This window comes from Plantactinospora sp. WMMC1484, from assembly GCF_049315195.1.
Taxonomy (GTDB): domain Bacteria; phylum Actinomycetota; class Actinomycetes; order Mycobacteriales; family Micromonosporaceae; genus Plantactinospora.
In genome coordinates, this window is record NZ_CP186055.1 from 2,246,152 (window position 1) to 2,266,331 (window position 20,180).

16 protein-coding genes and 2 pseudogenes are annotated in these 20,180 nt (G+C 71.0%); 12 read left to right on the forward strand and 6 right to left on the reverse strand.

What is annotated here, in order from left to right:
- Positions 1-2: 2 nt before the first annotated feature.
- The 5 genes and pseudogenes from groL to ACN28C_RS09970 all read left to right on the forward strand — a co-directional run bounded on the left by groL (position 3) and on the right by ACN28C_RS09970 (position 6,647).
- Complete coding sequence (gene groL, locus ACN28C_RS09950; RefSeq protein ID WP_422773212.1) at positions 3-1,649, forward strand: chaperonin GroEL; 1,647 nt, start codon at positions 3-5, stop codon at positions 1,647-1,649.
- Positions 1,650-1,838: 189 nt separating this feature from the next.
- A complete protein-coding gene (locus ACN28C_RS09955; protein ID WP_422773213.1) occupies positions 1,839-3,464 on the forward strand; it encodes a molybdopterin-dependent oxidoreductase in 1,626 nt (541 codons plus the stop codon).
- 223 nt (positions 3,465-3,687) lie between these two features.
- Complete coding sequence (locus ACN28C_RS09960) at positions 3,688-4,713, forward strand: helix-turn-helix domain-containing protein (RefSeq protein ID WP_422773214.1); 1,026 nt, start codon at positions 3,688-3,690, stop codon at positions 4,711-4,713.
- A 728-nt stretch (positions 4,714-5,441) separates the two neighbouring features.
- A pseudogene (locus tag ACN28C_RS09965) lies at positions 5,442-5,708 on the forward strand (hypothetical protein); the annotation flags it as partial.
- Between the two features lie 171 nt (positions 5,709-5,879).
- A complete protein-coding gene (locus ACN28C_RS09970) occupies positions 5,880-6,647 on the forward strand; it encodes an FG-GAP repeat domain-containing protein (protein ID WP_422774604.1) in 768 nt (255 codons plus the stop codon).
- 98 nt (positions 6,648-6,745) lie between these two features.
- On the opposite strand, the gene ACN28C_RS09975 is transcribed toward ACN28C_RS09970, so the two are convergent.
- Positions 6,746-6,946: a hypothetical protein gene (locus tag ACN28C_RS09975; protein ID WP_422773215.1), complete on the reverse strand. Its 201-nt coding sequence runs from the start codon at positions 6,944-6,946 to the stop codon at positions 6,746-6,748.
- A gap of 1 nt (position 6,947) precedes the next feature.
- Here ACN28C_RS09975 and ACN28C_RS09980 point away from each other — a divergent pair, with 1 nt between their 5' ends.
- Entirely contained in the window at positions 6,948-8,216 is a 1,269-nt protein-coding gene (locus ACN28C_RS09980; protein ID WP_422773216.1) for an FG-GAP repeat domain-containing protein, read from the forward strand.
- Positions 8,217-8,295: 79 nt separating this feature from the next.
- Here ACN28C_RS09980 and ACN28C_RS09985 read toward each other — a convergent pair whose 3' ends face one another.
- Positions 8,296-8,676 (reverse strand): WhiB family transcriptional regulator, encoded by a 381-nt coding sequence (locus tag ACN28C_RS09985; RefSeq protein ID WP_422773217.1) that lies wholly within the window; start codon positions 8,674-8,676, stop codon positions 8,296-8,298.
- 264 nt (positions 8,677-8,940) lie between these two features.
- Between ACN28C_RS09985 and ACN28C_RS09990 the strand changes: the two are divergent.
- Together ACN28C_RS09990 and ACN28C_RS09995 are read left to right on the forward strand one after the other, a co-directional pair.
- Positions 8,941-9,504, forward strand: a pseudogene (locus ACN28C_RS09990) (helix-turn-helix transcriptional regulator); the annotation flags it as partial.
- Between the two features lie 345 nt (positions 9,505-9,849).
- Positions 9,850-10,041, forward strand: coding sequence for a response regulator transcription factor (locus ACN28C_RS09995; protein WP_369930863.1), 192 nt, complete (start codon positions 9,850-9,852; stop codon positions 10,039-10,041).
- Positions 10,042-10,105: 64 nt separating this feature from the next.
- Here ACN28C_RS09995 and ACN28C_RS10000 read toward each other — a convergent pair whose 3' ends face one another.
- On the reverse strand, positions 10,106-10,525 hold the full coding sequence (locus tag ACN28C_RS10000; protein WP_422773218.1) for a DUF5319 domain-containing protein: 420 nt from the start codon (positions 10,523-10,525) through the stop codon (positions 10,106-10,108).
- Between the two features lie 227 nt (positions 10,526-10,752).
- On the opposite strand from ACN28C_RS10000, the gene guaB reads away from it, so the two are divergent.
- The 3 genes from guaB (at position 10,753) to ACN28C_RS10015 (ending at position 14,979) form a co-directional block, all read left to right on the forward strand.
- Positions 10,753-12,315 carry an IMP dehydrogenase gene (guaB, locus tag ACN28C_RS10005; RefSeq protein ID WP_422773219.1) on the forward strand — a complete coding sequence of 521 codons (1,563 nt, stop codon included), beginning with the start codon at positions 10,753-10,755 and terminating at the stop codon, positions 12,313-12,315.
- 48 nt (positions 12,316-12,363) lie between these two features.
- A complete protein-coding gene (locus ACN28C_RS10010; RefSeq protein WP_422773220.1) occupies positions 12,364-13,482 on the forward strand; it encodes a GuaB3 family IMP dehydrogenase-related protein in 1,119 nt (372 codons plus the stop codon).
- Between the two features lie 78 nt (positions 13,483-13,560).
- Positions 13,561-14,979, forward strand: a complete 1,419-nt coding sequence (locus ACN28C_RS10015; RefSeq protein WP_422773221.1) for a M1 family metallopeptidase — start codon at positions 13,561-13,563, stop codon at positions 14,977-14,979.
- A 63-nt stretch (positions 14,980-15,042) separates the two neighbouring features.
- Here the strand turns inward: ACN28C_RS10015 and ACN28C_RS10020 are convergent, their stop codons facing one another.
- From ACN28C_RS10020 to ACN28C_RS10030, 3 genes are all read right to left on the reverse strand, one after another.
- A complete protein-coding gene (locus tag ACN28C_RS10020; RefSeq protein ID WP_422773222.1) occupies positions 15,043-15,969 on the reverse strand; it encodes a hypothetical protein in 927 nt (308 codons plus the stop codon).
- Between the two features lie 319 nt (positions 15,970-16,288).
- Positions 16,289-16,573, reverse strand: coding sequence for a hypothetical protein (locus tag ACN28C_RS10025; protein WP_422773223.1), 285 nt, complete (start codon positions 16,571-16,573; stop codon positions 16,289-16,291).
- A 417-nt stretch (positions 16,574-16,990) separates the two neighbouring features.
- Positions 16,991-18,154 (reverse strand): LCP family protein, encoded by a 1,164-nt coding sequence (locus tag ACN28C_RS10030; protein ID WP_422773224.1) that lies wholly within the window; start codon positions 18,152-18,154, stop codon positions 16,991-16,993.
- Positions 18,155-18,342: 188 nt separating this feature from the next.
- On the opposite strand from ACN28C_RS10030, the gene ACN28C_RS10035 reads away from it, so the two are divergent.
- The gene (locus ACN28C_RS10035) at positions 18,343-20,118 is read left to right on the forward strand and encodes an FAD-dependent oxidoreductase (protein ID WP_422773225.1); all 1,776 of its coding nucleotides are present in this window, start codon (positions 18,343-18,345) and stop codon (positions 20,116-20,118) included.
- Positions 20,119-20,180 lie beyond the last annotated feature (62 nt).

The following is a 20,180-nucleotide window of genomic DNA, read 5'->3' on the forward strand; positions in this document are numbered from 1 at the left end:
CAATGGCGAAGATTCTGAGCTTCTCGGATGACGCCCGGCACCTGCTGGAGCACGGTGTCAACACGCTCGCGGACACGGTCAAGGTCACTCTCGGCCCGCGCGGGCGCAACGTCGTCCTGGACAAGAAGTTCGGTGCCCCGACGATCACCAACGACGGTGTGACCATCGCCAAGGAGATCGAGCTCACCAACCCGTACGAGAACCTCGGCGCGCAGCTGGTCAAGGAGGTGGCGACCAAGACCAACGACATCGCTGGCGACGGGACCACCACCGCGACCGTGCTGGCCCAGGCGATGGTCCGGGAGGGCCTGCGCAACGTCGCGGCGGGCGCCGGTCCGGCCGGGCTGAAGCGGGGCATCGACGCGGCGGCCGAGAAGGTCTCCGCGGCGCTGCTGGAGAAGGCCGTCGAGGTGGGCAGCCGGGAGTCGGTCGCGCACGTGGCGACGATCTCGGCGCAGGACGCCACCATCGGCGACCTGATCGCCGAGGCGATGGAGAAGGTCGGCCGGGACGGCGTGATCACGGTCGAGGAGGGTTCGACCCTCGCCACCGAGCTGGAGGTCACCGAGGGTCTCCAGTTCGACAAGGGCTTCATCTCGCCGAACTTTGTCACCGACACCGAGTCGCAGGAGTCGGTGCTCGACGACCCGTACATCCTGATCACCACGCAGAAGATCTCGTCGATCGAGGAGCTGCTGCCGCTGCTGGAGAAGGTCCTCCAGAGCGCCAAGCCGCTGCTGATCATCGCCGAGGACGTGGAGGGGCAGGCGCTCTCCACCCTGGTGGTCAACGCGATCCGCAAGACCATCAAGGTCTGCGCGGTCAAGGCGCCCGGCTTCGGCGACCGCCGCAAGGCGATGCTGCAGGACATGGCGATCCTGACCGGCGGCGAGGTGGTCGCCCCCGAGCTGGGCTACAAGCTCGACTCGGTCGGCGTGGAGGTGCTCGGCACCGCCCGGCGGGTGGTGGTCGACAAGGACAACACCACCGTCATCGACGGCCGGGGCCGGGACACCGAGGTCGCCGACCGGATCACCCAGATCCGCAAGGAGATCGAGGCATCTGACTCCGACTGGGACCGGGAGAAGCTCCAGGAGCGGCTGGCGAAGCTCTCCGGCGGCATCGCGGTGATCAAGGCCGGTGCGGCGACCGAGGTCGAGATGAAGGAGCGTAAGCACCGCATCGAGGACGCCATCGCCGCGACCAAGGCCGCGGTGGAGGAGGGCACCGTACCGGGTGGCGGCGCCGCCCTGGTGCAGATCGTCTCGGTACTCGACGACGACCTGGGCCTGACCGGTGACGAGAAGGTGGGCGTCTCGATCGTCCGCAAGGCGCTGGTCGAGCCGCTGCGGTGGATCGCCCAGAACGCCGGGCACGACGGCTACGTTGTCGTGCAGAAGGTCGCCGACAGCGGTTGGGGCACGGGGCTGGACGCCGCCACCGGCGAGTACAAGGACCTGGCCAAGGCCGGCATCATCGACCCGGTGAAGGTGACCCGCAACGCGGTCTCCAACGCGGCCTCGATCGCCGGGCTGCTGTTGACCACCGAGAGCCTGGTCGTGGAGAAGCCGGAGAAGGCCGAGCCGGCCGCTGCCGGGGGCCACGGCCACGGGCACGGCCACGGCCACCAGCACGGTCCGGGCTTCTGACCGGTCCGGCGACCGGTCCGGCCTACTGACCGGTCAGGACCGGATCGACGCCGATCCTCGCCGGCCCGGCCGACCCGTGTGGTCGGCCGGGCCGGCGGAGTCCGGGTGCCGGCCCGGAAGAACCGGCGCCGGTATTACGAACTCCTGACGCGACTTTCCGCGCCGAGCCCGGCCGGTAACACTGGTCGGATGGACGCGAGCCCGCAGCAGATCCGAGCGGAGCCGGCCACGGTCCCGGTCCGGCGGCCCGTTCCGGCACGCCGCTTCGGCGCGCTGGCCGGGGTGGCCGCCGCCGCGGTCGCCGTCGGCGCGGCCGAGGCCGTGGCGGTGCTCACCGGGCCGCGCTCCGCGCCGCTGGTCGCGGTCGGCGGCGTCGTGGTGGACCTGGCGCCCGCACCGCTCAAGCAGTTCGCCGTCGACGTCTTCTACGTCTACGACAAGATCGCCCTCCTGGTTGGCACCGCGCTGCTGCTGGCCGGCTTCGCCGCCCTGGTCGGGCTGGTCGCGCTCCGCTCGCTGCTCCTCGGGTACGCCGGGATCGCCCTCTTCGGCGCGGTCGGGGTGGTGGCGGCGCTGACCCGGCCCGGGGCCGGCCCGCTCGCCGCGCTGCCGTCGCTGGTCGGGGCCGGACTGGCGGCCGGGGTGCTCTGGCTCTTCGTGGCCGGCCCGCTCGGCCGGGCGCTGGCCGTGCCGGCGGCTCCGGGTGACGTTGCCGCCCACCCGGGTGACGTTGCCGCATACCCGGACGCGTACGCCCGGCGGCGGTTCCTCACCGGCGTCGGGCTGACCCTCGGTGGTGCGGCGGTCGGCGGCCTCGGCGGGCGCTGGCTCTCCACCCGCCGGGGTGTCTCGGCCGCCCGCTCGGCGGTCCGGCTGCCCGCCCCGGCCAGCGCGGCGGCACCGGTGCCGGCCGGGGTCGACCCGGTGGTGCCGGGCCTGTCGCCGTACGTGACGCCGAACCGGGACTTCTACCGGATCGACACCGCGCTGGTGGTGCCGCAGGTGGATCCGGAGGCATGGCGGTTGCGGATCACCGGCCGGATACGCAACCCGATGACCCTGAGCTACGCCGACCTGCTCGCCCGGCCGATGATCGAACGGCACATCACCCTGGCCTGCGTCTCGAACGAGGTCGGCGGCGACCTGATCGGCAACGCCCGCTGGCTCGGCGTGCCGCTGGGCCCGCTGCTCGCCGAGGCCGGGCCGCTGGACGGGGCGGACCAGGTGGTGGGTCGCTCCGCCGACGGCTGGACCTGCGGCAGCCCGACGGCGCTGCTCACCGACGGGCGGGACGCGATGCTGGCCGTCGGGATGAACGGCGAGCCGCTGCCGGTCGAGCACGGCTTTCCGGTCCGGGTCGTGGTGCCCGGCCTCTACGGCTACGTCTCGGCCTGCAAGTGGCTCGTCGAACTGGAGCTGACCAGCTTTACCGACTTCGACGCGTACTGGGTGCGCCGGGGCTGGTCGGCACGGGGACCGATCAAGACACACTCGCGGATCGACACCCCGCGGGCGGGCCGGAGGCTGGCGGCCGGCGAGGTCGTCGTCGCCGGGGTGGCCTGGGCGCAGCACGTGGGGATCCGTCAGGTCGAGGTACGCGTCGACGACGGCGACTGGCAGCCGGCGACGCTGGCCGCGTCGGTCTCGACCGACACCTGGGTGCAGTGGTCCTGGCGGTGGCCCGCCACCCCGGGCGAGCACAGCCTGCAGGTGCGGGCGACGGACGCCAGCGGGGCGGTGCAGATCGGCCAGCCGCGCCCGGTCGCTCCCGACGGCGCCACCGGCTGGCACGCGGTCCAGGTCACCGTCTCCTGAGGAGCGGGACGCCGGTCTCGCTCCACCATTCGCCGCCCCGGATCGTCGTCACCCGCCGGACTCCTGCCGTCCATGTCGGAGACACCTCGCGTACACCATCGAAGGCGTTCACGGTGCCTACATTGTCTGCTGCGGGTCACCTCGACTTCCACTCGCCTGCCGTGTCGGTGGTGACCGTCGCGGGACGCCACGGGGGTGTGCGGTGCAGGACGGCCATTTCGTGATGAGCACGCAGGACAGGCCGCCAGCGGAGCGGCTCGACTACTGGCGCGAGATGTTGTCGCGGTCACTGGGGCGGGTGCAGGTCTGGGCCGAGCGCCCGGCCGACTTCGCCGCGTCGGTACGGACGGTCTGCCTCGGCGCCGTCGATCTCTCCGTCTACGAGCTCTCGTCGTTGCGGGTGGCGCGTACCCGGAAGATGATCCGATCCTCGGACGCCGAGATCTACAAGGTCAATATGGCCCTGCACGGCAGTGGTTTCATCGAGCAGAACCGCAACACCTGCGTGCCGGGCCCCGGCCACCTCAGCTTCCTCGACACATCGAGTCCGCACGACATCGGTTATGCGGAGGGTCCGCAGGGTCAGGGCGGCATGGCCGTGGCCGTGCGGATCCCTCACGCGCTCCTACCGATTCCTGTCGACCAGGCGAGACGGCTGTACGCGACGTCCCTGGATCCGGAGCGTGACAGCCTCGGTGCCGTGCTCGCCAACCATCTCACCAGCCTCGCCCGGCATGCGGATCGGCTCGCGCCCGCCGATGCCGTGCGGCTCGGGGCCGTCACGCTCGACCTCGTCGCGGCCGTGCTCGCCCGCCGGCTCGATCTGGAGGCGACGCTCCCGTACGAGAGCCGGCAGCAGGCGATCTACCGCCAGATGCTGAGCTTCGTCGAGTCCCAACTGGCCGATCCGGAGCTGTCACCCGCAGTGATCGCCACTGCCCATCACGTCTCGCTGCGCAGCCTGCACCGCCTCTTCGAGGCCGACGGACGGACCGTCGCCGGGTGGATCCGCCACCGCAGGCTCGACCGCTGCCGACGCGATCTCGCCGACCCCGAGCTTGCCGGTCAACCTATCCGTGCCATCGCCGCTCGATGGGGGTTTCCGCGCGGCGGCCACTTCACCCGCCTCTTCACCTCGGTCGTCGGGATGAGTCCGCTGGCCTACCGCCGCCTCCATCAGCACATGCGACCGGCGGTTCCGGCACGACAGCGGGCCGAGGGCGGTGGACCCGGGCGTCGGGAACCCTGAGCGAGGCCCGCCGGCGGTGGGGACGACCCGGCGGCGACGGCTGGCACGGATGACCAACCATCCGGCACGGAATGGCATCGGTGTGCGCCACCGCCCAGGCCATGCTTCTCCGGAATCACGACAGCCAGTGCCGCCCCGGAGCCCCGGGGCGCAGCGCCGCGACCAGGGGCCGTACTCGCGGGGAGCTTCATCCGACTCGTGCGCGCAGCATCCGGAGACAGAGATCTCCGAACACAAAATGAGGGTGAGGGAGTGCGATGCGTTCATTGAAAGTCGATCCTGCATCGGCGGGGCTGCCGAGACTGACAGTATTACGCGGGTTGGTCGCAGCCGCTTCGGTGATGCTGCCCGTCGGAGTGGCCCTGGTGCCGGCCGCACCTGCCGCCGCCAATCCGAATCCGGCCAGGATCACGGACGCGTCCTGGTGGCTCATGCAGGAGTTGCTGAAGCTGGATCCCGGCACGCAGAACGGCGGAATCTACGCCAACAAGCCCGGCTACCACAACACTCGCGCGGCGAACAGTTCCAACGACTATTCGGTCCGGGACGCCGAAGACAAGGGAGGGCCGTCCGACAAGGCCGCAGCCTACGACTGGACCTTTCCTGAGGCCCAGGGCGGTGCTGCCGGGCAGTTGGCGATTGATGTCGAGGGTTCCGCTGACAGCGATCACTCCTCACATTCCGACGGAATCGGCACTCCGGGCAGCCAGGCTCTCGCCGCCGACTACAGCAACATCGCCCGGTTCTCCAGTCGGCTCCTGGCCTCCGGCAGGGATTCCAACGATCCTCGGCTGGACGGCTGGCGGGAGTTCTACGGGCAGGCTGACAGCGACACCGCGGTAGAGGGCTGGGACTTCCGGTACGACCGTGCGGTCTCGTCGGACCAGTCGCACCTCTGGCACATTCACCTCAGCGAGGACCGCGACAAGGTGACGAGCTTGGAGAACAAGCGGGCCCTGCTGAGCGTTCTTCGGGGCGAAACCGTGGCGGAGTGGCTCAATCAGGGCGGCGGCAGAACCGCGGGAATCGACTACGACGGCGATCGTCGCAGCGACCTGGCTCTGTATCGGCGGGATGCGCAGGCGGGTTCGTCGTGGTGGGTGAAGAGTGCGACGGGTGCGCAGTTGTTCGCGGATCACAAGTATGGCGGTGCGGCGGACATTCCGGTGCCGGGTGATTACGACGGTGACGGGCGTGCGGATTTCGCGTTGTTCCGGCGTGACTGTGTGAATGGTTCGTCGTGGTGGGTGAAGACCGCGTCGGGGACCCAGTTGTTCGCCGGTCACAAGTACGGCGGTTGTGCGGACATCCCGGTCGCGGGTGACTACGACGGTGACGGCCGTGCGGATCTGGCTCTGTATCGGCGGGATGCGCAGGCGGGTTCGTCGTGGTGGGTGAAGAGTGCGACGGGTGCGCAGTTGTTCGCCGATCACAGGTATGGCGGTGCGGCGGACATTCCGGTTTCGGGTGACTACACCGGTGACGGGCGTGCGGATTTCGCGTTGTTCCGGCGTGACTGTGCGGATGGTTCGTCGTGGTGGGTGAAGAACTCGGCGACGGGTGCGCAGCTCTTCGCCGACCACCGGTACGGCGGTTGTGCGGACATCCCGGTCGCGGGTGACTACGACGGTGACGGCCGTGCGGATCTGGCTCTGTATCGGCGGGATGCGCAGGCGGGTTCGTCGTGGTGGGTGAAGAGTGCGACGGGTGCGCAGTTGTTCGCCGATCACAGGTATGGCGGTGCGGCGGACATTCCGGTTTCGGGTGACTACACCGGTGACGGGCGTGCGGATTTCGCGTTGTTCCGGCGTGACTGTGCGGATGGTTCGTCGTGGTGGGTGAAGAACTCGGCGACGGGTGCGCAGCTCTTCGCCGACCACCGGTACGGCGGCTGCGCCGACATCCCCGCCGCCAGCAACCCCGCCACCACCTGATTCCGCCGGGCCACCCGTCCATCGGGTGGCCCGGCCCCTCTCTGCTCGGCCGAGTCTTCCCCTCCGTCCGACAAGGAGCCCTGCATGAAACTCGCCCGTTACGCCCTGCTCACGGCGCTGGCAACCCTCACCACCCTCGTGGTCCAGCCGCCCGCGGCGCGGGCGGCGGTCATCCCGGATTGCACCTCCGCGGCGCCGACCAGTGCGGACGCGGAGTTCGCCGCGCGGGTCAAACCGACCTTGACCCGCACCATGTCCCACAGCTTCAACGCCAGCCGGGCAGCCTGCGTCCGGATCATCGTGCTGACGATCAAGAATCGGGGACTTCCGTCGCACGCCGCCACCCTCGCCATCACCACCGCCATTGTGGAGAGTGGCATCCAGAACCTGAATCACGGCGACCGGGACAGCCTCGGCCTCTACCAGCAGCGCCCGAGTCAGGGTTGGGGCACGGAGAGTCAGATCCTCGACCCGGTGTACTCCACGAACGCGTTCCTCAACGCGATGCTGCGCAAGTTTCCGAACAACAGTTGGCTCACCAGGCCGGTGGGCGAGGTGTGCCAGGCCGTGCAGGTCTCCGCATTTCCCGAGCGCTACGGTGAGCAGGCCGGCGACGGGGCGAAGATCGCCGCTGCCGCGTGGGGTGGGCAGGCCGGCGTGGCGGTGGACTACGACGCCGATCGTCGCGCCGATCTGGCGTTGTATCGGCGTAACGGTCAGACGGGTTCGTCGTGGTGGGTGAAGACGGTGTCGGGTTCGCAGCTGTTGGCTGATCATCGTTATGGCGGTGCGTCGGACATTCCGGTGCCGGGTGACTACGACGGTGACGGGCGTACGGATCTGGCGTTGTATCGGCGTGACTGTGTCAACGGTTCGTCGTGGTGGGTGAAGACCGCGTCGGGCACGCAGGTGTTGGCTGATCACCGGTACGGCGGTTGCGAGGACATTCCCGCGCCGGGTGACTACGACGGTGACGGGCGTACGGATCTGGCGTTGTTCCGGCGTGACTGTGTCAACGGTTCGTCGTGGTGGGTGAAGACCGCGTCGGGCACGCAGGTGTTGGCTGATCACCGGTACGGCGGTTGCGAGGACATTCCCGCGCCGGGTGACTACGACGGCGACGGGCGTACGGATCTTGCGTTGTATCGGCGTAACGGTCAGACGGGTTCGTCGTGGTGGGTGAAGACGGTGTCGGGCACGCAGCTGTTGGCTGATCACCGTTATGGTGGCGCGTCGGATATCCCCGCGCCGGGTGACTACGACGGTGACGGGCGTACGGATCTGGCGTTGTTCCGGCGTGACTGTGTCAACGGTTCGTCGTGGTGGGTGAAGACCGCGTCGGGCACGCAGGTGTTGGCCGATCACCGGTACGGCGGTTGCGAGGACATTCCCGCGCCGGGTGACTACACCGGGGACGGGCGTACGGATCTTGCGTTGTTCCGGCGTGACTGCGCGGACGGTTCGTCGTGGTGGGTGAAGAACTCGGCGACGGGCGCGCAGGTGCTCGCCGACCACCGGTACGGCGGCTGCGCCGACATCCCCGCCGCCAGCAACCCCGCCACCACCTGATCCTGGAGAGAGCCGGCCGGTGCCAGCCCTCGTTCGGAGGTGGCACCGGCCGGCACGTCGCGGTGTTCGGCCCGCGTGGTCAGGCGGAGCGCTGCGCCGGTACCGCCGACCGGAACGGCCGGCCGAGGCGGGCCTCCAGTCGGGCGACGTCCACCCGGCTCTGCCGCCGGTCGGCGAGATCCTCCCAGCCGACGGCGAGCAGCCGGAGCCGTTCGGACTCGCTGAAGCCGCCCCACACCCCGTACGGCTCGCGGACGGCCAGCGCGTGCGCGGCGCATTCGGCGCGGACGGGGCAGCTCACGCAGACCGCCTTGGCGTTGGCCTCCCGACGGTTGCGGGACGAACCCCGCTCGCCCTCGGGATGAAAGAACTGGGCGCTGTCCCGGCCCCGGCATGCGCCAAGCCGCTGCCACTCCCACAGGTCGACGATCGGTCCAGGCAGCCTGCGTACGTTCGACATCAGCACCCTCCCTCCGCGCGGCACCGCGATGACTGCTCCGTCGGAATACGGGGCGGCGGGCCGCGCAGGCGCACCGATCCGACCAACGGCTCCGGTACCCAGGGCGCCGACGGCTCACACGTACTTGATCGCGTGTGATCGCGAACTTCTTCCGGGCGAGCCCTCCGGTGAGGCGAATCGTCCAAAAAGTTTGTGGTTCATCCGTGGAAACTCATCATGATCATTCGACGGCGTGGTCTCCTCGTTGCGGAGAGGAGTAGCACCGTGCGCACCGTTCTTGTCTGCGTCCGGACCCCGCTCGCGGCCCAGAACGTCGCGGCGGCGGCAGCCCGGCTGGGGTTGGCCGCCGCGGTCCGCACCGCCGTATCCGATCCGGAAGCCATGCTCCGGCTCGCCGAGCGACCGGCGGACGTGGTACTCGCCGACACCGCGCTCACCCGCCCGGACAGCGTGGGCTTCACCCGGCGGGTACTGGCCCGCTCGCCCGGAGCGGCGATCCTGCTGCTCGGTGCCGAGGATCCGGGGGTGGCGGCGGCCACCATCGCCGCCGGTGCCAGAGGGCTGATCCAGGGCGGCGACCACGACCTGGTCACCGTGGTGGCAAAGGCGCTCCTGCTGCTCGGCGGCCGGTCCGGCCGGGGCGGTGGGTCGCTGCCCGGCGGCGCGATGGCCGCCGGAGGGCAGACGGCCGTCCCGAACGCCACCGGCCGCTCCGGGGAGCCCGGCGACCCGAGCGGTCAGCCGGGGGCCGGTCAGCGGCTGGGTAGTGCCGTCCGGGCGCCCACCGGACCGGGCCGGGAGGGCCCGACCGGGAACGGCGCGGGCGAGGACCCGACCGGGAACGGCACGGGCGAGGGCCGACGTCCGGCGAACGGATCGGCCGGGGCGCGCCGGCCTGACGACCCGCAGGCGCGGGCCGGCACCGGCGAGGCGACCGGCGGAGACCAGACCGTCGGGCCGGCGGTGGTGCCGGCCCAGCGCGGGGACGATCCGAACGCCCCGGCCGACCCGGCGGCGGCCGGTGCCGCCGCGAAGGGAACCGGACCGGGATACCCGCCGGGCACGACCGCCCGGGACGACCAGGGCGGGACCGACCCCTCGGGACCACGCGGTGCCGAACCGGGCAGCGCAGCGCCGGGTGGACCGGGACAGCCGGGGCCGGCCCGCCGGCCGGTGCTGACCGAGCGCGAGATGCAGGTGCTGGTCGGAATGGCGGACGGCAAGAGCAACGCGGAAATCGGCCGGGAGCTCTTCGTCTCCGAGGACACCGTGAAGACCCACGCCCGGCGGTTGTTCCGCAAGCTCGGCGCCCGGGACCGGGCGCACGCCGTGGCCGCGGGCTTCCGGGCCGGCCTGGTGGCCTGAACACTGCTCTGGCCTCGGCGCCGGGCCCGCGCGGGCCCGGCGCGCCTCCCGACGTCGCGCGGGCTCAGTCCGGGGTCTCCGCCTCGCCCTCGTTCTCGTCGGCGGTCTCGGTCAGCGTGTCGTGCACACCGTCGGCGTAGCCGCGCGCGTATTCCCAGGTGACGTAGTGGTCCGGGTCGGGATCGTAGGCGGGCTCGTGCACCCGGGGCCGGCCGGAGCTGAGCAGGTGCCGAAGGTTGCCCCGGAGCAGGTCCCAGTCGAAGTAGTGCGGCTCGCGGCAGTCCTCACACTCGATCACGAGACCACGCACCCCCACCGGACCCAGCAGCGCCTGGTAGATCTCCAGGTCGGCCAGGTCTTCCAGCACGTCCTGCCGCTCGACCTCGCTGAGCGGGTCGAGGTCGGTCTCCTCGCCCGGCTCGTCCAGTCCGGCGGAGGGATCGGCGGGGTCACCGTTGAACGGGTCGATCGGCTCCTCGTGCACCCCTCCACCGTAGTCCCAACACCGCCCGGCGTGGTCGCCCGTTGTGTGCCCGTACCCGCCGCTGTACCCGCGCCTGCGACGCCGGGCCCGCCGGATGGGTACGATGAACCATCGCGCACCGTAGCCCGGAGCGAGCGCTGACACCGCCCCTGCTGCCGCGGGGCCGCAGTCGACCGTCAGCACCAGCAGCGCAATCGATCGTCAACAACCGCAGCAGGGGACACATCGTGGAGAACCGACCCGCCACCGACCTTCCGCCGGCCACCGACGCCGACCAGCTCGCCGGGCACCTGCCCGAACTGCCGGCCGGGTCGGCCCGGGTGGTGCCGCTCGGGTTGACCTTCGACGACGTGCTGCTGCAACCCGGCGAGTCCGAGATCATCCCGAGCCGGGTGAACACCATCACCCGGCTCAGCCGCAACATCGAGCTCGCCATCCCGCTGGTCTCCAGCCCGATGGACACGGTGACCGAGGCCCGGATGGCGATCGCGATGGCCCGGCAGGGTGGCATCGGCGTCCTGCACCGCAACCTCTCGATCGAGGACCAGGCGGTCCAGGTCGACCTGGTCAAGCGCTCCGAGGCCGGCATGGTCACCCACCCGGTCACCTGCGGGCCGGACGACACCCTGCGCGACGTCGACGCGCTCTGCGGGCGCTACCGGATCTCCGGGGTGCCGGTGACCGACGCCCAGGGCACCCTGGTCGGCATCGTGACCAACCGCGACATGCGGTTCGTCACCGACGGCGCCACCCCGGTGCGCGAGATCATGACCCCGATGCCGCTGGTCACCGCCGAGGTCGGGGTCACCAAGGATCAGGCGCTCGACCTGCTGCGCCGGCACAAGGTCGAGAAGCTGCCGATCGTCGACCCGGACGGGCGGCTGCGCGGCCTGATCACCGTGAAGGACTTCGCCAAGAGCGAGCAGTACCCGCTCGCCACCAAGGACGGCGCCGGCCGGCTGCGGGTGGCCGCCGCCGTCGGGGTCGGCGAGGACGCCTACAAGCGGGCCCGCGCCCTGGTCGAGGCCGGGGTGGACGTGCTGATCGTGGACACCGCGCACGGGCACCAGCGGGCCGTGCTGGAGATGGTCGGCCGGCTCAAGAAGGACACCGCCGTCGACGTGATCGGCGGCAACGTGGCGACCTACGCGGGCGCGAAGGCGCTGGTCGAGGCGGGTGCCGACGCGGTGAAGGTCGGGGTCGGGCCCGGTGCGATCTGCACCACCCGGATCGTCGCCGGGGTGGGCGTGCCGCAGATCACCGCGATCATGGAGGCGGCCCGGGCCGCCCGCCCGGCCGGCGTGCCGGTGATCGCCGACGGCGGCATCCAATACTCCGGCGACATCGCCAAGGCGTTGGTGGCGGGCGGTGACACGGTGATGCTCGGCAGCCTGCTCGCCGGCTCCGAGGAGAGCCCGGGCGAGCTGATGTTCATCAACGGCAAGCAGTTCAAGGCGTACCGGGGGATGGGGTCGCTCGGCGCGATGCAGTCCCGGGGTCAGGCCCGGTCCTACTCCAAGGACCGCTACTTCCAGGACGACGTGACCAGCGAGGAGAAGCTGGTGCCGGAGGGCGTCGAGGGGCAGGTGCCCTACCGCGGCCCGCTGGCCCGGGTCGCACACCAGCTCATCGGCGGGCTGCGGCTGGCGATGGGCTACGTCGGCGCGGAGACCATCCCCGAGCTGCACCGGCGTGGTCAGCTCATCCGGATCACCGCGGCCGGGCTCAAGGAGAGCCACCCGCACGACATCCAGATGACGGTAGAGGCGCCCAACTACCACACCCGTTGACAGTCACCACCCCGGCGCCAACCACCCCCTTCTACTCTGGAGTAATCCATGCGTGACGTGGTCGAAATCGGGTTGGGCAAGACCGCACAGCGCGGCTACCACCTGGACGACATCGCGATCGTGCCGAGCCGGCGTACCCGGGATGTGGACGACGTCTCGACGGCCTGGCAACTCGACGCGTACCAGTTCGGCATTCCCTGCGTCGGGCACCCGTCGGACGCGACCATGAGCCCGGAGTCGGCGGTCGCCCTCGGCCGGCTCGGCGGGCTCGGGGTGCTCAACGTCGAGGGCCTCTGGACCCGCTACGAGGACCCCAGCAAGATCCTTGAGGAGCTCGCCCAACTGGAGGAGGGCTCCGCCGCCACCCGCCGGCTCCAGGAGGTCTACGCCGAGCCGATCCGCCCCGAGCTGATCGCGGAGCGGGTCCGGCAGATGCGCGAGGGCGGCAGCACCGTCGCCGTACGGGTCTCCCCGCAGCACACCCTGGCGCTGGCCCCGGTGATCCTGGACGCCGGGGTGGACATCCTGGTGATCCAGGGCACCATCGTCTCGGCCGAGCACGTCTCCACCACCGACGAGCCGCTCAACCTCAAGGAGTTCATCGCCGACCTCGACCTGCCGGTCGTCGCCGGTGGCTGCACCGACTACAAGACGGCGCTGCACCTGATGCGCACCGGCGCGGCCGGGGTCATCGTGGGGCTCGGCGGCGACGAGTGGTCGACCACCGAGTCGGTGCTCGGCATCCGGGTGCCGATGGCGACCGCGATCGCCGACGCCGCGGCGGCCCGCCGGGACTACCTCGACGAGACCGGCGGCCGGTACGTGCACCTGATCGCCGACGGTGACGTGCAGACCTCCGGCGACATCGCCAAGGCGCTCGGCTGCGGCGCGGACGCGGTGATGCTCGGCGAGCCGCTCTCGCTCTGCGCCGAGGCACCGGCCGGTGGCGCCTGGTGGCATCCGGCGGCCAGCCACCCGAAGCTGCCGCGCGGCGCCTACGGTGTCGCCGACGAGCCGCTCGGCCCGATGGAGAAACTGCTCTACGGGCCCTCGGACGACCCGGAGGGTCAGCTCAACCTCTTCGGCGGGCTGCGCCGGGCGATGGCCAAGTGCGGCTACCGGGACCTGAAGGAGTTCCAGAAGGTCGGGCTCGTCCTCGACCGGTAGCGGGGCGCACCGCGATCCGGAGAACGGTTGTCGAGAGCAGGTCGATGATCAGGGCGGGGCGATGATCGGGTCACGGCGGTGACCAGGACGGCGCGGCCGGTGCTGGCCGGCGTACTGGTGGCGGTGCTGGTGGTGTCGTCCGGCGGCGGCTGCACCGGCACCCGAGGGGACGGCCGGCCGGCCGACGGCTTCCGCCCGGGCGCGGCCGGCATCGGCGACCCCTACTTCCCGACCTACGGCAACGGCGGCTACGACGTGGCCGGCTACCACCTCCGGGTCCGCTACGACCCGGCGACCGACGAGCTGACCGGCGACGCCACCATCGAGGCGACCGCGACCCAGGACCTCTCCCGGTTCAACCTCGACCTGGCCGGGCTGACCGTCTCGTCGGTCCGGGTCGACGGCACCGAGGCCGCGCACGCCCGCGCCGAGGACGAGCTGGTGGTCACCCCGGCCACCGGCCTGGGCCGGGGCAGGGCGTTCAGCGTGCGGGTGCGCTACGCCGGCAAGCCGGCCCCGATCACCAGCCCCGACCTGGGCAGCGGCGGACTGTTGCACACCCCGGACGGCGCGATCGCGCTCGGCCAGCCGGAGTCGGCGAGCACCTGGTTTCCGGTCAACGACCATCCGCTGGACAAGGCGACGTACCGGATCGAGGCGACCGTCCCGGCAGGGCTGGCGGCGCTGAGCAACGGGGTGCCGGGCGGCAGCAGCACCGACGCCGGCTGGACCACCTGGCGCTGGGCGGAACGGGCGCCGATGGCCAGCTATCTGGTCACCCTGGTGATCGGCCGCTACCGGGTCAGCACCGGCACGCACGCCGGCAGGCCGCTGGTCACCGCGATCGCGGCCGGGCTGCCGGCGGGCGGGCCGGCGGAGGAGTCGCTGGCGCGCACCGCCGAGATCGCCGACTTTCTGGCCACCCGCTTCGGGCCCTACCCCTTCGACGCGTACGGCGGGATCGCCGTCGCCGACGACCGGATCGGGTACGCCCTGGAGACCCAGTCCCGCCCGGTGTACGGCCCGGCGTTCTTCGCCACCGGGCCGAACCTCGGGGTGGTGGCGCACGAACTGGCGCACCAGTGGTTCGGGAACAGCGTCTCGATCCGGCGCTGGAGCGACCTCTGGCTCAACGAGGGCTTCGCCACCTATGCCGAGTGGCTCTGGTCGGAGGAGGACGGCGGCCCGTCGGCGCAGGCCATCTTCGAGCGCGAGTACGCCGCCACGGACTGGGCGGAGCCGGCGCTCGACCCGGGGCGCTCGGAGATTTTCAGCCGGGCCGTCTACAAGCGGGGTGCGCTGGCCGTGCACGCCCTGCGGCGTACGGTCGGCGACGAGACGTTCTTCCGGATCCTGACCGGCTGGACGGCGGAGCGGCGCAACGGCAACGCGACCACCGACGATTTCGTCGCGTACGCCGAACGGGTTTCCGGGAAAGAGCTGCGTGCGTTCTTCGACGCCTGGCTTTCCGACGCCACGGGACCGCCGGTGCCCTGATCGACCGGCCGGACCGGCTGTGACTCGGATGTCGAGCCACAGCCGACTCCCATCGTCGCCGCGCTAGGCCGCTACGTAGCCGTTGAACACGTGGACCCCGTCGAAGGCGCCGTCCGCGTTCGCCCGGTTCGTGTTGAAGTACAGCTTGCCGTCGCTGATTCCCACGCCCTCGATCTCGAACAGGGTCGAGTATTTCGAGGACGTGATCCGGAAGGAGAGGTCGGTGGCCGCGGGCGCTGTCCCGGTCGTCGTCGGCAACACGTTGCGGTAGACCAGCACGATGCTGCGGTTGGCCTTGGTCAGCGGGTAGTAGAGCACCTTCCTCGGCGCGTCGTAGAAGAACCCCTGGTTGGTGAAGGTGGCCAGGTCCGGCACCGTGGCACCGTTGACGAGGGCACCGTCGACCTGGAGGGTGAACGCGGTCGTCAGTTCGACGGTCCCGGAGGAGGCGCGCAGCGGAAGACTGCCGTTGTAGATCGTCCGGCCACTCTTGAACATGAACGCGATCGTGGTGCTGGAGACCGAGACCCGGCTGATCCCGGACGGCGTCGCCACGGCCCCGTTGCGCCGCAACTGGTACGACCCGGCGTGGTAGTAGCTGGTGCCCTCGTAGCGGAGCTTCACGAGCTGCGCGCCGCTCGCGTTCATGGTGACGACGAACAGGTGGTGCTGCCCGTCGATGTCGACGATCGTCATGTCGTTTCCGTGCCCCAGCCAGGGGTTGGTCGACGTGTTGTCCGTGCCGTTCGTCATCAGCACCCGCGCACCGCTGGTCCGGTGGACGCGGTAGATGACGGAGACGTCGTCGTAGTTGGTGTGGTTCTTGATCGAGTAGAGGTAGGTGGATCCGGCGGCGAAGCCCTGTGCCCCGGTGCAGCAGCTCGTGTTGGGCGTGCTGGCTATGTCGGTGTACGTGTTGTAATAGGCGGCCTGGGCCGGATTTCCAGACAGGACCAGAAACCCGGTGACCATCGCGACCAGTAAGGTCATTCTCCTACCGAGTCTCATGCCGTCCTCCCCCGTCATCGACGACCTGGCCGGTTGCCCTGGAGATCATCGACTGCAGGCTATTGCCCGACCCCGGGAGGGTCAAGGCGACGGTCACGGCGACGACGAGACCTGTGGAAGTGCCCGCGAAGCGTCGGACCACCTCGCAGCACCCACAATCTGGAACGACCCTCAAGATCTTCGGTAACTTATGGCTCGCTGCGAACCACGGGTTACCAAGATCATGAGAAATCGTCTTTGTCTCCGCGCGTAGGGCGACAGCGGCGCGTGGCCACGGGCCAACCGCACGTTGCTCGGGTCGTCACCACCGCGCCGGCAGGTTCCGGGGGACCAGTCGAAGATTGTCGGGGCGGGCGTGGAGCGCTGCCCGGACCGCAGCCCAGGAGCTTTCTGGTGTCCGCCGGCACCGGTCCTGGTCGCGGGCGATCCTGGAGATGAGCGCCAGCCGGGCCCGCGCGTCGCAGAGCCGGCGGTGCAGGTCGAGCAGGACCCGTTCCTGCGACTGGGTCTGCTTCGTGAGCCGTTCGATCTGCTGTTCGGCGGTGAGTCGCAGTGGCTCTGGTGGCTGCGGAGCCGCATCGAACACGCTTCCTCCTCGGCGGTCGTGTTACCAGACAGGGGGCCTGGTCAGATCCTCCCCCAACCCTGGCTACCTGCGCAAGCGGCCAGGGCCGAACGATAAGAGGTCTAGGACAGGGCTGATCGGGAAGACCCATCGGGTGGATAGCTTCGCCCCTATGTCGGAGGGGCCTGGCGAGCTGATGGGCACGCAGGAGATTCAGAACCTCCTGGGTGTGTCTCGGACCCGCGCACGGCAGATCACCACGCAGCGAAACTTCCCGGAGCCGTACCAGCGGCTGGCCGCAGGCAGTATCTGGCTGCGGAAGGATGTCGAAGCCTGGATCACGAAGCACCGTCGGCCACGCCCCGCGACCAGCGGCGACGATGACGAGTCAGCCTGATCGGTCGGCGCGCGAGGTGCCGTACTCCCCGCCCGGAGGGATCAGTTCTTGATCACGAGCTTCGGGTTCGCCGTCAGGTACGCGTCGACCCGGCCGGCGCGCAACTCGGTGAAGAACGTCTTTCCCACCGTGGTGAGCTGTTCGCCCCGGTAGGAGCTGCCCCGGCCCACCCCGCTGCCGGGGAGCGCCACCAGGGTCAGCGTCTCGGGACGGAGCCGGTGCAGCGCGTACCCGAAGTCGACGATCTCGTGGCCGTCGCCGCTGACGAAGGTCAGCGCGTCGCCGAGCGAGCGGACCACCTGCGCCGTCCGGTCGGCGTCCCGGGCCAGGTCCCGGTCGAGGATCTTCCGCAGCATCGCCTTGATGAGCTGCTGCTGGTGCCGCTGCCGGGTGTACGCGCCGCCGGTGGTGTAGCGCTGCCGGGCATAGTCCAGCGCCTGCCAGCCGGTCAGCTTCCGGCGGCCCTTCTCGTAGACCATCTGCGGCCCGACGTAGCCGCCGCCGCGCAGCTCGCGGTGCGTACCGTCCGGTTCCCGGTGCTGCGAGACGACCCGCTGGTCGATGTAGAGCTCCACCCCGCCGAGCGCGTCGACCAACTCGTCGAAGCCGCCGAAGGTGAGGATGGCACCCGCGTCGAACCTCTCGATCCCGGTGTACGCGCTGACGGTGGTGGAGAGCAGCTCGAAGCCCTGCGCGGTGTCCGGCGGGGTGTTCTTCCCCGGCACCCGGCTACCGTAGCTCATCGCGTGGGTCAGCTTGGTGCGGTCGCCGCCGAAGTTGGCCTTCGGAAACCGGGGGATGTCCACCACCAGGTCGCGGGGGAGGGCGAAGAGATAGGCCCGGTCGAGTGCCCTGGTGACGTGCAGGATGAGCACCGCGTCGGCGTGCGGCTCCCACTCCGGGTCGCTGACCCGGGTGTCGACGCCGACCAGCAGCAGGTTGAGCGGGCCGGTGATGTCGGCCCCGGGCTCCGGGGTCGGGCTCGGGGTGGGCGTCGGGGCGGCAGAGGTCGGCGGCGGGGTGCTCGCCCCGGCTCCCGGCGGCGTCTCCGCGCCGCGACCGTCCCAGAACCGGCTGGCCGCGTACGCCGTACCGGCCAGCAGCACGGCCACCACGACGATCGCGGCGATCCAGGCGCTCCGCCGCCGTCCCGGCCGGCCACCACCGGCCGGCGCCGGCCCGTCGCCCCCGCCGTTTCCGGGCACGCCGGTAGCGCCTCCGCCGTGATCTGCCACGCGTCCACATCCCCTCGGCCGTACGGTCTGCCAGGACCGGCCGTACCTTTCAGACGCCCCGTCGGCCCGCCGACGTTGCATCCCGGAAGCGCGGCAGCAGGAATCATGGCCCAACCGCACCCTGGCGCGGTAGCTACCGGTCGGTAATGATGGCCGCCATGGAGCCCACCGCCCGCAGCGCGGACGCCGGTCCCGCCGACGCCGCCCCCGACGTCGATGTCGATGTCGATGTCGTCGTGATCGGCTCGGGCTTCGGCGGCAGCGTCGCGGCCCTGCGCCTGGCGGAGAAGGGCTACTCGGTCGTCGTCCTGGAGGCGGGGCGGCGCTTCGCCGACCACGAACTGCCGGAGACCTCCTGGCGGATCCGCCGCTTCCTCTGGGCACCGGCGCTGCGCTGCTTCGGCATCCAGCGGATGACCCTGCTCCGTGCCACCCGCCCGCACGGCCACGGCCAACCGGCAAAGGTGCTGGTGCTCTCCGGCGCGGGTGTCGGCGGCGGCTCGCTGGTCTACGCCAACACCCTCTACGAACCGCTGCCCGCCTTCTACGCCGATGCGCAGTGGCGGGACATCACCGACTGGCGCGCAGAACTCGCCCCGCACTACGACCAGGCGAAGCGGATGCTCGGCGTGACGACGTACCCGGAACGGACCGCCGCGGACCGGGCGATGCGCGCGGTGGCCGAGCGGATGGGGGTCGGGAAGACCTTCGCCGCCACCCCGGTCGGGGTCTACCTGGGCCGCCCGGGGGTGCGGGTCGACGACCCCTACTTCGGCGGGGCCGGGCCGGCCCGCACCGGCTGCCTGCACTGCGGCGCCTGCATGACCGGCTGCCGGCACGGCGCCAAGAACAGCCTGGTCAAGAACTATCTCTGGCTCGCCGAGCGGCTCGGCGCCGAGATCCGTCCGCTGACCACCGCAACGGCGGTCCGGCCGGCGCCGTCTGGCACCGGCTACGAGGTCGAGACGGTACGCACCGGAGCCTGGCCGCTCCGGCACCGCCGACGGATCCGTGCCGGCCAGGTGGTCGTCGCGGCCGGCGCGGTGCAGACCCAGCGGCTGCTGCACCGGATGCGCGCCACCGGGGCGCTGCCGCACCTCTCGCCTCGGCTCGGCGCGCTGACCCGGACCAACTCGGAGGCGATCCTCGGCGCGACGGTGCCGCTGCGCACCGCCCGCCGCGACGGCGTCGACTTCACCGTCGGGGCGGCGATCACCAGCTCCTTCCACCCCGATCCGGAGACCTCGGTCGAGCCGGTCCGGTACGGCTCCGGCGCCAACCTGATGGGGCTGCTCCAATCGGCGCTCGTCGACGGCGGGCCGCACCGGATCCGGCGCTGGCTCGGCACCCTGGCCCGGCGGCCCGGCACCTATCTTCCGCTGCTCTCGGTGCGGGAGTGGTCCCGGCGTACCGTGATCGCGCTGGTCATGCAGTCCCGGGACAACTCGCTGACGCTGCGCTACCACCGGGGCCGGCTCGGCCGCCGCCGGCTCGGCACCGTCGCCGGGCACGGTGCGGCGAACCCGACCTGGATTCCCGCCGGCAACCGGGCGGTCCGGCTGCTCGCCGAGGAGATCGGCGGCATCCCCGGCGGCTCGGTCACCGAGCCGTTCGACGTGCCGGTCACCGCGCACCTGCTCGGCGGCGCCGTGATCGGGACGGGCCCGGACGACGGGGTGGTGGACGCCTACCAGCGGGTCTTCGGGCATCCGGGACTGCACGTGCTGGACGGTGCGGCGGTCTCGGCCAACCTCGGGGTGAACCCGTCGCTGACCATCGCTGCCCAGGCGGAACGGGCGATCTCGTTCTGGCCGAACCGCGCCGATCCGGACCCCCGCCCCCCGCTCGGCGCCGCGTACGCCCGGATCGAGCCGGTGCCACCCCACCACCCGGCGGTCCCGCCGCACGCCCCGGCGGCACTCCGCTGGATGTAAGGAAGGGATGTAAGGAAGGGCCCCTCCTTATCGCTTTTTGTATAGGAAGGGCCCCCTCCTAA

Coding starts and splice junctions, on each gene's coding strand:
- groL (WP_422773212.1), top strand. CDS start 3: ATGGCGAAGATTCTGAGCTTCTCGGATGACGCCCGGCACCTGCTGGAG.
- ACN28C_RS09955 (WP_422773213.1), top strand. CDS start 1,839: ATGGACGCGAGCCCGCAGCAGATCCGAGCGGAGCCGGCCACGGTCCCG.
- ACN28C_RS09960 (WP_422773214.1), top strand. CDS start 3,688: ATGAGCACGCAGGACAGGCCGCCAGCGGAGCGGCTCGACTACTGGCGC.
- ACN28C_RS09975 (WP_422773215.1), bottom strand. CDS start 6,946: ATGATCCGGACGCAGGCTGCCCGGCTGGCGTTGAAGCTGTGGGACATG.
- ACN28C_RS09985 (WP_422773217.1), bottom strand. CDS start 8,676: ATGTCGAACGTACGCAGGCTGCCTGGACCGATCGTCGACCTGTGGGAG.
- ACN28C_RS10010 (WP_422773220.1), top strand. CDS start 12,364: ATGCGTGACGTGGTCGAAATCGGGTTGGGCAAGACCGCACAGCGCGGC.
- ACN28C_RS10020 (WP_422773222.1), bottom strand. CDS start 15,969: ATGACCTTACTGGTCGCGATGGTCACCGGGTTTCTGGTCCTGTCTGGA.
- ACN28C_RS10035 (WP_422773225.1), top strand. CDS start 18,343: ATGGAGCCCACCGCCCGCAGCGCGGACGCCGGTCCCGCCGACGCCGCC.